At 57.6% G+C, this 13,192-nt stretch carries 10 protein-coding genes and 1 tRNA gene; 6 read left to right on the top strand and 5 right to left on the bottom strand.

Annotated features, from left to right (window positions below; all coding sequences use genetic code 11):
• Positions 1 to 9: 9 nt before the first annotated feature.
• Entirely contained in the window at positions 10 to 699 is a 690-nt protein-coding gene (locus tag OR573_05500) for a type 1 glutamine amidotransferase domain-containing protein (GenBank protein ID XGA81103.1), read from the bottom strand.
• Positions 700 to 879: 180 nt separating this feature from the next.
• On the opposite strand from OR573_05500, the gene OR573_05495 reads away from it, so the two are divergent.
• Entirely contained in the window at positions 880 to 2,097 is a 1,218-nt protein-coding gene (locus OR573_05495) for a CoA transferase (protein ID XGA81102.1), read from the top strand.
• Here OR573_05495 and thiO read toward each other — a convergent pair.
• Positions 2,078 to 3,184, bottom strand: coding sequence for a glycine oxidase ThiO (thiO, locus tag OR573_05490; GenBank protein XGA81101.1), 1,107 nt, complete (start codon positions 3,182 to 3,184; stop codon positions 2,078 to 2,080). The two genes, OR573_05495 and thiO, sit on opposite strands and share 20 nt — an antisense overlap.
• A gap of 236 nt (positions 3,185 to 3,420) precedes the next feature.
• Between thiO and OR573_05485 the strand changes: the two genes are divergently transcribed.
• A complete protein-coding gene (locus OR573_05485) occupies positions 3,421 to 5,415 on the top strand; it encodes a VWA domain-containing protein (protein ID XGA81100.1) in 1,995 nt (664 codons plus the stop codon).
• Between the two features lie 196 nt (positions 5,416 to 5,611).
• Entirely contained in the window at positions 5,612 to 6,694 is a 1,083-nt protein-coding gene (locus tag OR573_05480; GenBank protein XGA81099.1) for an ADP-ribosylglycohydrolase family protein, read from the top strand.
• Positions 6,695 to 6,710: 16 nt separating this feature from the next.
• Here the strand turns inward: OR573_05480 and ovoA are convergent, their stop codons facing one another.
• Together ovoA and OR573_05470 are read right to left on the bottom strand one after the other, a co-directional pair.
• A complete protein-coding gene (ovoA, locus tag OR573_05475) occupies positions 6,711 to 8,858 on the bottom strand; it encodes a 5-histidylcysteine sulfoxide synthase (GenBank protein XGA81098.1) in 2,148 nt (715 codons plus the stop codon).
• A 172-nt stretch (positions 8,859 to 9,030) separates the two neighbouring features.
• Positions 9,031 to 10,527: an amidase family protein gene (locus tag OR573_05470; protein XGA81097.1), complete on the bottom strand. Its 1,497-nt coding sequence runs from the start codon at positions 10,525 to 10,527 to the stop codon at positions 9,031 to 9,033.
• A 138-nt stretch (positions 10,528 to 10,665) separates the two neighbouring features.
• Here OR573_05470 and OR573_05465 point away from each other — a divergent pair, with 138 nt between their 5' ends.
• From OR573_05465 to OR573_05455, 3 genes are all read left to right on the top strand, one after another.
• Entirely contained in the window at positions 10,666 to 11,574 is a 909-nt protein-coding gene (locus OR573_05465) for a DMT family transporter (protein XGA81096.1), read from the top strand.
• A gap of 295 nt (positions 11,575 to 11,869) precedes the next feature.
• Complete coding sequence (locus tag OR573_05460; protein ID XGA81095.1) at positions 11,870 to 12,274, top strand: hypothetical protein; 405 nt, start codon at positions 11,870 to 11,872, stop codon at positions 12,272 to 12,274.
• 10 nt (positions 12,275 to 12,284) lie between these two features.
• Complete coding sequence (locus OR573_05455; GenBank protein ID XGA81094.1) at positions 12,285 to 12,977, top strand: RES family NAD+ phosphorylase; 693 nt, start codon at positions 12,285 to 12,287, stop codon at positions 12,975 to 12,977.
• Between the two features lie 63 nt (positions 12,978 to 13,040).
• Here OR573_05455 and OR573_05450 read toward each other — a convergent pair.
• A tRNA-Arg gene (locus OR573_05450) sits at positions 13,041 to 13,117 on the bottom strand.
• Between the last annotated feature and the right edge of the window lie 75 nt (positions 13,118 to 13,192).

Genomic DNA, 13,192 nt, shown 5'->3' with positions numbered 1-13,192 from the left:
TTTAACCACTCACTGCTTTTCAAACCACTCCAGCAGAGCATCAGCCGTGGGCGCTGAAGACGGCGGGTTCTGGCCGGTAATCAGCTGGCCATCCACGCGCACATAGGGAGTGAAATCATCCGCCTTGGAGTAGACCCCGCCACAGGCTTGCAGTGCTTCTTCCACCAGGTGCGGCACTACCTGGGTAAGGCCAACCGCTTCTTCCTCACCGTTGGTAAAGCCAGTCACCTCGCGCCCCTTGACCAGCGGCTCGCCGTCGCTGGTCTTGGCATTGACCAGAACAATCGGTGCGTGGCAGACGCTGGCGACGGGCTTGCCTTGGGCAATAAAGTCTTCGATCAGGCGGATTGAGTCAGCATCCTGCGCTAGATCCCACAGCGGGCCATGGCCACCGGGATAGAAAACCCCATCAAAATCTTCGGCCTTCATCTCGCTTAAGCGATGAGTAGACGCCAGCGCCGCCTGGGCCTCAGCATCCTTCTCGAAACGCCGAGTGGCGTCTGTATGGCTCTCTTCAGCGTCACTGGCCGGATCCAAGGGTGGCTGACCACCTTTCGGTGATGCCAGCGTCAGGGTCGCGCCCGCATCCTTGAGCACGTAATAGGGGGCGGCCAGCTCTTCCAGCCAGAAACCGGTTTTGTTACCGGTATCGCCTAGTTGATCGTGTGATGTCAGGACTACCAGAATCTGCTTGCTCATACATGCTCCTGCAGGTTGACTGCTTGAAAACAGTGCTATTCAACTTTGTTAACTTAACGCTTACCTCCTAGATGGAGATGTATAAGGCAAATACAAGGGCACACCTGCCAATCGCTGGTTTTTTTGCGTTGTATACTGATGCGCGACACCAACAAGATACCAACAAAAAAGGAGCTTTCCATGCGACCATCAGAAGCACGCCAATTGCCGCTTGAAGGGCTGAAGGTTCTGGAGCTTGGCCAACTGATTGCCGGGCCTTTCGCCACCAAGATGCTCGGCGAGTTTGGCGCTGATGTGATCAAGATTGAGCCACCCGGCACCGGCGACCCACTGCGTAAATGGCGACTAATAGAAGACGGCACCTCACTTTGGTGGCACGTTCAAACCCGCAACAAGCGCTCGGTCGCGCTGGATCTGCGTAGCGAAGAAGGCCAGGCACTGGTGCGCCAGCTGGCCTGTGAAGCTGATGTCGTCGTCGAGAACTTCCGCCCCGGCACTCTGGATAACTGGGAGTTGGGATGGTCGGCTCTGTCAGCGCTTAATCCACGGCTGATCATGGTGCACATTTCAGGCTATGGCCAGACAGGCCCCTATCGCGATAAACCGGGCTTTGGCGTGATAGGCGAAGCCATGGGCGGGCTGCGCTACCTGACCGGCCAGCCTGACAAGCCTTCTGTACGTGTCGGGGTCAGCATTGGTGATTCGCTCTCGGCACTGTATGCCGTGATTGGTACCCTGCTGGCCCTGCAGGAACGCCAGCGCAGCGGTCTCGGGCAGGAAATCGACGTCGCCCTGTATGAATCCGTGTTTGCCATGATGGAAAGCCTGTTACCGGAATATGACGCCAGCGGAGAGATTCGCCAACCCAGCGGCAGCGCTCTTCCCGGCATTACGCCATCTAATGCCTACCGTTGCCTGGGTGGCGACTATGTGTTGATTGCCGGTAACGGCGACAGCATCTTTAAACGCTTGATGGGCGTGATTGGCCGTGACGACCTGGCCAATGATCCAGCGCTGGCCCATAACGATGGCCGCAGCCAGCAGGCGGAAAAGATTGATGCGGCCATTCAGGCGTGGAGTGAACAGCACCCGCGCGAAAAAATCCTGGAAGCGCTGGATAACGCCCGAGTGCCTGTCGGCTACCCTTATACGGCAGCAGATATTGCCAGCGACCCACACTATCTGGCCCGCGAGATGATCCAATCGTTTAAGCGCCCCAACGGCAAGCCGCTCAAGGTTCCCGGCGTGCTGCCCAAGCTCAGCGCCACACCGGGCCGGCTGGGTAATGGTGGGCCAGCCCTTGGCCAGCATACCGAGGAAGTGCTTGACGAGTTGGGTATCGATCACGATACCCGTGACAAGCTGCGCCAGGCCGGTATTATTCAGGAGGTGCCGTAAGGCTGGCGGATAGCAGATAGGGCGATGGATCCACAATAGGCGTACGCCCTAGCAGCTGATCGACCAACAGGCGGGTGGAGGCAGGCGCCAGCACCAGGCCGTTGCGGTAGTGCCCGGCATTGACGTGCAGATTCTCCAACCCCGGCAAACGGCCAATAAAGGGCACACCATCTGGCGAGCCGGGGCGCAATCCGGCCCAGTGGTGTTCCACCTCACACTTGGCCAACCCAGGAATAATCCGCGTGGCGCTGTGCCACAGGGATTCCCGCGCTTCGCCGCTCAGGGTCTTGTCGAAACCAGCCTCTTCCAGGGTTGAGCCTGCCAGCACCCGTCCATCGGCACGCGGAATCACATAGCGCCCGTCCATCAGCACCACGCGGTTGACCAGGGTCGGCGGAGCCTTGAAGACAATCATCTGACCTTTGACGGGACGCACCGGCAGATGCACATCAAGGCTCCCTAGCAGCTCAGCCGTCCAGGCACCCCCGCACACGATGATCTGGTCAGCCTCGATTCGCCCAGCCGATGTCTCAACGCCTAGCACCCGATCACCCTGACGGGCAAAACCATTAACGCTGACGCCTTCACGCAGCGTTACCTTTGGCATAGCCATCAGCCGGGCCTTCAGGGCGCGTACCAGACGCGGGTTGCGAATACTGCCCAGGGTCGGCATCCACAGCGCTGTTTCAAAGCCCGGTGCAGCATTCGGTTCTTTGGCGTAGAGAAAGTCCCCCGCTACACTCTCCAGAGGCTTACCCACCTGGCGCGCCCAGTCCAGAGCTTGCTGTTCATCATCCACGCGCAGATAGACAAGCCCTTTCTGGCGATATTCCGGATCAATGCCGGTTTCTTCCAGCAGACGCAGGGCAAGCTCAGGGTAGAAACCTTCTGACCAGCGTGACAGATTGGACACCGCCGTGCTGTAGCGCCAGGGGTAAAGCGGCGAGACGATGCCGCCGCCTGCCCAGGACGATTCACGCCCGGTCTCACCGCGCTCCACCAGGGTTACACCAAAGCCACTGTCGGCCAGTTGCAGTGCCGTCATCATGCCAATGACGCCACCGCCTACAATCAAAAAGTCACTCACATTGCACTCCATTTAACAGCACCTGCCAAGCCTGCATAACAAAGCCCGGCAACCATAACCACTCTGATAAAACCCTATTCCTCTTATTCAATCCTGCAGTATTACTTTCACTTACTGCTACACGCTCACTTCTCTGGCACTGAAGATCAGGGGCAGGCCCTACCTGAATGGAGAGGGTGCAGTGCCAGCCCCTTTGCTATGCTGGGATTTTACGCTTAGTAACCTGGAGATACAGCATGGCTTGCTTGAACCGGATCGTATCCCTCCTGCCAGCAGCACTGTTGCTGGGTGCTACTCCTGCCATGGCCGAACGCGTCGGGGTCATGGTACTCGATGCCTCAGGCTCGATGTGGAACCGTATGGACGGCGATATCACACGCATCGAGGTGGCGCGCGACGTGATCGCAGAATACCTCCAGGATCGCGACGCTGAAACTCCCCTGAGTGTCCTCGCCTATGGCCATAACCGCCGGGGCGATTGTGGAGATATCGAGATCATCGCCGCGATGACTCTACAGGATGCTGACACTCTGGCTGAGCAGATTCGTGCTCTGAATCCTCAGGGCATGACACCCATCGCCGAAAGTCTGCGCCTCGCTGCCGAGCAGATCCCTCGCACCGCCGAAGCTGCCGATATTATCCTGGTAACCGATGGTCTGGAGACCTGTGACGGCGACCCTTGCGCGGAAGCGGCGCGACTGGCCGAGCAGGGAATGGCGATTCGTGCCCACGTGGTCGGCTTTGGGCTTAGCGACAGTGAGATTCAGCAGCTTTCCTGCGTGACCGAAGAGACCGATGGGCAGCTGTTTCAAACGAATTCCGGGGCTGAGTTGGCCAGCGCTCTGAACCAGGTGGAACAGGCCGCGACGGCCCCTGTCACCGAGCCCGAGCCCGAGCCAGAACCTCCACCCGCTGCCGAGCTGATGGCACCTGACCAGGCGCCTGCGGGCTCGATCATTGAGGTGGCGTGGACGGGGCCGGACGACGACAAAGACTACATCACAATTGTTGAAGCTGGCGCCCCGCAAGGTAGCTACCTTGACTATGAACGCACCCGTACAGGCTCGCCGCTAACGATTACCGCCCCGGATGCGCTGGGTGATCACGAGATTCGCTATGTGCATCAGCAAAGCAGTGAGACGCTGGCGAGTCACCCCATCACCCTAACCCCTGTGGAAGCCAGCCTTTCTGCCACCGAGGAAGCCGTTGTTGGCTCAGTCATCGACGTCGAATGGGAAGGCCCTGATAATCCCAAGGACTACATTACCATCGTTGAAGCCGGCGCCCCGGAAGGCAGCTACCTCGACTATGAACGCACCCGCACAGGCTCGCCGCTGACGATTACCGCCCCGGATGCGCTGGGTAATCACGAGATTCGTTACGTCATCCAGCAATCCGGGCGCACTTTGGCCAGTCAACCCATCTCTTTGATCCCGGCATCTGCCAGCGTCACAGCCCCCGAGGAAGCCGTTGTTGGCTCAGTCATCGACGTCGAATGGGAAGGTCCCGATAACCCCAAGGACTATATTACCATCGTTGAAGCCGGCGCCCCGGAAGGCAGCTACCTCGACTATGAACGCACCCGCACAGGCTCGCCGCTGACGATTACCGCCCCGGATGCGCTGGGTAATCACGAGATCCGCTACGTACTCCAGCAATCCGGGCGCACCCTGGCCAATCAACCCATCAGCCTGACGCCCGCCACGGCTCAGCTGATGGTCGATGAGCCTATTCTCCCAGATGGAACATTTCAGGTGGAGTGGCTAGGCCCTGATAACCCCAGGGACTACATCACTATCGTTGAAGCCGGTGCTCCTGAAGGCAGTTATACCGACTACGAACGTACCCGCACAGGCTCAACCGTCACGCTTGATGCTCCCGCTGAACCAGGTGACTATGAGGTGCGCTACGTGATTCAGCAATCAGGCCGGACCCTGGAAAGCGTCCCCGTCAGCGTCGGGGCTGGCGACGTCAGCCTGAGTATAGAGGGTACTCCAGAGGTGGGTGGCGTCGTGACAGTGAACTGGCAGGGGCCGGGGCGCTACGAAGACTTTATCCAGATCGTCGAAGCTGACAGTCCCAGTGACACCGCCGCCATCCGCGAAGCACGTGCATCCCAAGGCAGCCCCCTGCAACTTTTCGCCCCCAGCGCAGCGGGTAACTATGAGATCCGCTACAAGGCGTCCGACAGCGGCGAGGTGCTGACGAGCACGCCCTTTACCCTCGAATGAGACAAGCCCTCGCGGCAATGCTTGTACCGTGGCGTCATGCCAATGACGCCACCTCCCCCATCAAAAAGTCACTCATACCGCCCCTTAAATTGATAAGCTTGAGGAAATAAACACGGACGACAATTATGCCATAGAGGCCAAGGGTTGAACGTCAATAGCTGCACTGCTTCCAACATACCGCCAGAGGATGCGTTAAATGACCCCCAAGGTAACTGACCGCGCAAGCGCTGCACTCAAGAACCTGTTTATTGGCGATGCATTAGCCATGCCCGTCCACTGGTTCTACAACGTTCACGATATTGACCGTGCTTTTCCAGATGGCATCACCACCTTTGAAGCACCGCCTGAGTTTCACCCATCGTCAATCATGTCGATGCACTCCACCAGCAGCGGCGGCCGCAAGCGCTCCGGCAGCCCGCAGCCCGAGATCGTCGGCGACGTCATACTCAAGGGCAAACAGGGCTACTGGAATCGCCCGAATGTTCACTATCATCAGGGCATGCAGCCCGGTGACAACACCCTGAATGCCCACTGTGCGTTAACCCTGATGCACAGCATGGCAGACACTGACCGGCATTATGACAGCGATGCCTTTCTGGAAGCTTACATCCAGCTGATGACCGCCGAAACGCCCGCCCACCCGGATACCTACGCGGAATCCTACCATCGCGGTTTTTTTGCCAACCTGGAAAAAGGCTTGCCGCCCAAGCAGTGTGGCGCCGTCACCCACGACACCCCGTCGATTGGTGGGCTGGTAACCATAGCGCCGCTGGCCATTGGTGAACGCCTGAAGGGCACCTCTTTGGCAGATACCCGCAAACTTTGCCGTCAGCATCTCGCCCTGACCCACCCGGATACCTTCCTGGCGGACGTGTGTGATGCCTATGTGGAGCTGATCGATAACCTGCTGTTCAGAGATACGGACGACCACATTGAGGAAGCGCTGCTTAACGCCACCCGCAGCCTGGCAAAGCGTGAACTGACTACTCTGGTAAAAAGCCAGCATAGCGAGCGGGAAGTGATTGGTGGGGTGCTATCAACGGCCTGCTACATCACCGATGCTTGGCCAGCCGTACTCTACCTGGCGTGCAAACACCACGATCACCCGATGAAAGCCTTGCAGATCAATGCTGAAGTGGGGGGTGACAACGTTCACAGAGGCGCCGTACTGGGGGTCTTGCTGGGGCTGATCAACGCTGAAGCGGCTGATGAAGTTTTATATGCCCGATTAACCGAACAGGCGTCGATTAACCGGGCGATTGAGTCTCTGGTTGGCTAGCCGCCCATCAGAGGCTTCAGGAGCGACGCTCCCAGAGGGTCACTTCCGAGAGGCTATGCTGATATTTATGCATGGTCTCTCTGATCACAAAGGGCACCTTCTCAGGCTCGCTGATCATCCGGAAGTGCGGTTCAAGCAGTTCCTTCAGGCCTTCCAGGGTGGTGACATTCTCCCCGTCGCGCTTGAATCCGCCAATCCACTCTTCCTTGGGCGTGTACTCTTCCAGCCAGGTATAGGGCGAGGCAATCATCAGAATGCCCCCGGCATTGATGCGCTCATGGATGCTCTGCAAAAACTGTGACGGCTTGTACAGGCGATCGATCAGGTTGGCGGCCAGCACTAGGTCATAGTGGTTGAACTGCGGCTTGAGATTACAGGCATCGCCCTGATGGAAGCTGACGCGCTCGGCTGAATCTTCCAGCCCCAGGCTCGCCAGGGTGCGTTCCTGATAGCTGACCAGCTCGCCTTCCTCTACGCGGGTGTAACGCAGCACTTTCTGCTCCGCCATTTCCACACCCTGGCGGATAAAGTTAGCCGAGAAATCGACCCCATCCACGTGTTCAAACTCACGGGCCAGTTCGAAGCTGGAGCGCCCGCTGGCACACCCCAGATCCAGGGCACGAGCTTTCTGGCGGCCGGCCATGCTGGCCAACGCCTTGTTGGCTAGCGCCTGTGGGAAGTTGGCAACCCCGAACCACTCATCGCCATAATGGAATTCAGCGTACTCGGCCATGCGGGCATCGCTTTCATAGTAGGCGCTGGGCATCTTGACTTCGGCATCCGACACCACGTAGCGGAAGCCGGCGTGCTGGAAGAAGTGACGACGGAACGCATAGCGGGCGCTGAGGCGCGTTTCGTTGCCACAGGAAATCCAGGAACCTCCCTTGATCAGGTTATGCTGGTTATCAAAGGTCGGCGTAGTGAAATCATCGTACAGCGGATGAACATCAAAGCCCGGGAACGGATAGGTCGGCGTCTCGATCCACTGCCAGACGTTGCCCACCACATCAAACCACTGGCCGTGCTGGAAGCGGGTTACCGGGCAGGAAGAAGCGCCGTGATCCAGGTGCAGGTTGGCGTTGGCAGGAGTATCGTTTTCCAGCTCGGACACCCCAGCCTCCTCTGCCAGACGGTGCCACTCATCTTCGGTGGGCATGCGCACCGGCTGGCCGAGCTGTGCACTCTTCCAGTTACAAAATGCCTTGGCTTCGTGGAAGTTAACTTCTACCGGCCAATCCCAAGGCATTTCCACTTCTTCGGTCATCAGGCGCAGATGCCACTCGTTTTTCCACACCCAGAAGGTCGGGTGCTTGGCCTCGGCAAAATTGCGCCAGCCCAACCCCTCTTCCGACCAGAATTCATCGCTCAGATAACCACCGGCTTCGACAAATTCGAGAAATTCACTGTTGCTGACCAGGAACTGGCTGGCCTTGAATTCGTCCACTTCAGCCTTGTGATGGCCGTACTCGTTATCCCAGCCGTAAAAGGCATCATCGAAATCCTTGCCCAGGGTGACCTCGCCCCCCAGCACGGTAATCAGACTGTTTTCCGGCGGCTCACCGCTGATGCGCAGCGGCTCCCACTCTTTCTGGGGAGTGACCAGGTGGAGCAGCTGCTGACGGATCAATACCGACGATGTCTCCAGGTGAATTCGCTCGTGCTCTATGCCCATCACAATCGGCCAGAAGGGGCTGTCCCAGCCAATCGGCAGGGTCAGCGGCAACTCACGAATCAGCTGCAGTACGGCAGCGCGGACCTTGCCACGGTAGGCCATGACCTCATCCACCGTCGGCCACTCGTAATGATCCTCGTTGAGGTCATCCCAGCTCATTTCATCCACGCCAACGGCAAAGGTGGATTCCATCCTGGGGTCAATACGCGATGGCAGCAGTTTGGCCAGCACCAGCTTGTTGACGTAAAAGGTGGCGGGATGGCCAAGATAGAAAATCAGCGGGTGCCTGAGGGGGATTGACTTGCGAATATAGGATTCTTCGCTGACCAGGGTGGTAAACAGCGACTCGTAGCGGTCGAAGGTCGCGGTGAAGCAGGCCTCGATCTCTTTACGCGTCGCCTCGGGGTCTTGACCTGCGAGCATGACAGTACGCGGAAAGAGCTCTGCCGCTGCTGATTTTTTCATATCAGCGGTGGATGTTGTCGAAGTCATTTTTTGGACACCTTTGTTTGCCGTTCATAACTTTTACAAAAGTTACCACTAGTTGTACAAAAAAGCTTTAAAACTGGCAAATATTTTACTCACAAAACCGCAATTCCTACCCTTCCAAGGACTTAGACAAATGGTTGCCCTATAGGTCAACCTAAGTCTGAGCCAAGCCCCTCTATAACGAGTAGGACATATGACGCCAATTTTCATGCTGCTCCAAGGCACCAGCCAGTTGCAACATAAGCTTGTCATCGCCCAGGCGCCCCAACACCTGCACCCCGATGGGCAAACCGTTGTCCGCCGCATGAAACGGTACAGACATGGCTGGCTGCCCGGTGAGGTTGGCCAGCTGCGTAAAGGGCGTGTACTGCAAGGCATCGCTTGCCAGCCGTTTCAATATACCCGCCTTCAAGGCCAGAGCAGGCACGCCCGGAATGGCCAGTAACGACATCAAGCGCTCCCGCGCCGGTGAAGGATAAAGCTCTCCGATTCTGGGGGCTGTGCCCGCCGCGACCGGCATGATCAAGGCATCATAGCGCTGATGGAATCGGCTCATCTGCTCAGCCGCCACTTGCCAATAGCGCTTTGCCATTTCGTAATCCCGCGCCAACAGCCTTGCACCCAAACGGCCTACCGCCCGGGTGGAAGGCTCAATGTCCAGACGCGACACCGCCACGCCGGTCTGCTGGCTGATCCACTGCAGATCCGCTGCCAGATGCCCCAAATAAAGCGTCAGGTAGCTGTCCGCCAACACATCGCCATTCACCGGCGGAGAACACCACTCAACCGCATGGCCCATGGATTCCAACGCCTTGGCGGCCTTCTCCACCGCCGTTTTGACGTCCGCGCTGACCTGGGTGCCCAGCCCCTGGCCGAGAAAATCCCCCATCGACACCGCGATACGCAACGGCTTGGGAGCCGCCGCCAACGCCGCCACATAGCCGGTTTCACGCGGGATGGGATAAGGGCCAGCGGAGGCCATACCGTTGACCTGCTCCAAAAGCGCCGCGCTATCGCGCACGCTGCGGGTCAGGGCGTGCTCAATCACAGCACCCTGCCACACCTCAGCGTGATGCGGCGCCAAGGGCACTCGCCCGCGTGACGGTTTGAAACCAAACAGCCCGCAATAACTGGCCGGAATACGAATGGAGCCGCCGCCATCTCCCGCCAGGGCAATCGGCACCATGCCACTAGCCACCGCCGTGGCCGACCCGCCGCTGGAGCCACCGGGGGAATAGCCTTCCCGCCAGGGGTTTTGCGGGTGGGGAAAAGCTTTGGGTTCGGTAATGCCCATCAAACCAAGCTCGGGTGTGGCAGTCTGCCCCATTATCACCAGCCCTGCCGCCCTCGCCCGGTGAATGATCAGCGAGTCTTCACTGGGGCACCACGCCGACAGCGCCGCGCTGCCAAAAGCCAGCGGCTCACCGGCAATCGCCATCAGCAGATCCTTGCTCAAAGTAGGCACACCGGCAAATACTGCACCTTGCGGGCATTGCTGGCTTTCCTGCTGCGCCTTGGCAAAGCGCGTTCTCACCACCGCATGAAGGCTCGGGTTCAGCGCCTCAATACCGCTAACCGCCGCCTCAAAAACCTCGTTCTGGCTGACCTCACCGCGCTGAATCAGCTCAGCAAGGCCAGTGGCATCATATTGCCGATAGTCATCAAAATACATCACAGGACTCGCTGTTATTCAGAAGGTGGATCAAAAATAGTTCTAGCCGCCTCCTTCCCTGACGTCAAAGGCGTTAAAACGCGGTGTGATTACTGGTTGGCCAACAACGGATGCACTACACTCGGCGCTTCTTTCAAAATGACTAACATAGCTTTGTTGCCCAAGATGCCGATACGCACACCGCTGGATTGGATTCTATTGCTGTACCTCTCGATAGCCTGGGGGATGGCGTTCATGCTGATCGCCCTGGCGCTGCCGTCGTTTCCACCGCTGACGCTGGTGGCAGTGCGGCTTAGCCTTGGCGCTCTGACACTGTATATCATCATGCGCGCTGCAGGCTTGCGGCTACCAGCGGATAAAGGCTGGTGGCAGCGATTCGCCGCTTTGGCAGTGCTTGGCAATGTGGTGCCGTTCTCGCTGATTTCCTGGGGCGAACTGTATGTCTCCAGCAGCCTGGCCGGCATCCTGATGGCCTTGATGCCGATCAATGTGATGATTCTGGCACATTTCTTTATTGCCAACGAACCCATGTCGTTGCGCAAGGCAATCGGGTTTGTTCTTGGCTTTCTTGGTGTGCTGATACTGGTCGGTGCTGAGGCGCTTGCCAACCTCGGCGGGGATGCCTTCTGGGCGCAGATGGCGATTATTGCAGCCACCGTTTGCTATTCGGTCAATAGCATCTACACCAAACGACTGCCGAAGCTATCCGTGCTGGTGGCCGGTACCGGCACCCTGGTGGCGGGCAGCCTGATGCTGTGGCCAGTGGCGCTGGTGGTAGATCGCCCCTGGACGCTGGAGATCCACTGGGTGCCCTTGGGGGCAGTGGTGATACTCGGGGTGTTCTCGTCGGGGCTGGCCAATTGGGTCTTCTTTACGATCGTTAAGCGCCAGGGCCCGAGCTTTCTGTCCATGATCAACTACATCATACCGGTGATCGCGTTCGCCGCTGGCGTCACCTTTCTGGGCGAAGCCGCCACCGCCGACCGCTATGTGGCCCTGGTAATGATTCTACTCGGCATCGCCATCAGCCAACGCCGCTTCGGGTGATGGCGGGTTGGAGCGATGGCGTGGTCGGACCAGTAATAGCAATTAAGTTAGAGCTGATTTCAACGTCCGCCATCATCGTTGGCAAAACCGGAGTGAAGCGAAGATTTTGTTACCTGGATTCTAACGCTTAGCTTGGGCTTGGAAGCGCCATGGAGCCTGGAAGAGAAGCACCTGGATACATCCGTGCCGCCTTATCGCCCTTTCTCTATATAGACATGTATACTTAACTACTCTACATTAAGAAGGTGAGCAACGTAATTGATATTGCCTACGCCATGCAATGGGAGAAAGCGTTATGAATACCTCCACGACTGACAGACCGTCTGCTCCCACAGCGAAAATGGGGGCAAGTGGTTTGAAAGCGGCGCTGAATATCCTCGAAAAATGGGGCTGCAATGCAGAGCAGATGCAGGCAATTTTGCGCCTGCCCAGGGCCACGTTTTACAAATATCGCAGCCACCCCGAAAGCGCTCGTCTGGATCAAGATCAACTCACTCGTATCAGCTACCTACTGAACATCCATCAAGCACTGCGCATCGTGTTCGATAACCCGGACAACGTCTATGGCTTTATGACCAAGCGCAACCACAACGCCTACTTCCACGGTAGAGCTCCGCTAGATGTCATCGGTAACGGAGACTTTGCTGCGCTTTACGAAACCTTCAAACGGGTGGATCACCTCAGAAGCGGCCTGTGGTAAGAGAGCAGCGATGACCACCTTGACTCTCCCAACAATCACCCTACCTGAAACACAGGGTTTCCGGTTGATCAACTCCAAGCTGCCGCCCATTGCCATCTTCAATGATGTGGCAAGCCCGGAAGAGTTTGCAGATCTATACGCGCTACAAGCCATGACTAACCCCCGGTTGCAGCAAGAAACCGGCGACTTGAACTACATCGACCTGGACGAGATACCTTGGGGCATAGCGGGTTGCCATTACGCAGTGGCGCCATTTACCCACGTTAACCCTGAAGGCAGCCGATTCAGCAATGGCGACTATGGCGTGCTGTATATTGCGGATACCCTGCAGACCGCCCTTGCAGAGGTAACCCACCATCAACGCCACTACCTGGCCAATATCGAAGATCTGAAATTTGACCGCATTGTATTACGCGGGCTGGCTTGCACCTTTACCGCTGATAATGTTCACGATGCCACACAGCTGCCCATCGACCATGACATCTACCACCCTGACAGCTACGCCGCCGCCCGCGCCCTGGGCAGTGAGTGTCGTGCAAACGGCTCACCAGGCATTCAATATCACTCTGTACGCCAACCCGGCGCTACCTGCTGGGGGCTATTTACCCCGCGCATTATCCAGGCGGTCAAACAGTCTGCACACTATGAACTAATTGTGCGTGACGGAAATATCATCGGTAAGAAAAAGCTGGTAAGCGTCTGAAACAGGAAAACCTGAGCCAGTAAGAAATCAAACAGGAAGAATATAGCTAAGAAATGGTTTCAATGGCGTCCCTGGCAGGATTCGAACCTGCGACCTGCCGCTTAGGAGGCGGCTGCTCTATCCTGCTGAGCTACAGGGACATAACGAAAGGGCCAATAGTATAACGACTGATGGCGCCAGCGCCAACCTCCGGGTACGAAACACCTCTATGATCA

This window comes from Halomonas sp. CH40, from assembly GCA_041875495.1.
Classification (GTDB): Bacteria; Pseudomonadota; Gammaproteobacteria; order Pseudomonadales; family Halomonadaceae; genus Vreelandella.
Note: the sequence above shows the minus strand (reverse complement) of the source record. Positions and strands in the feature narration are given on the sequence as shown.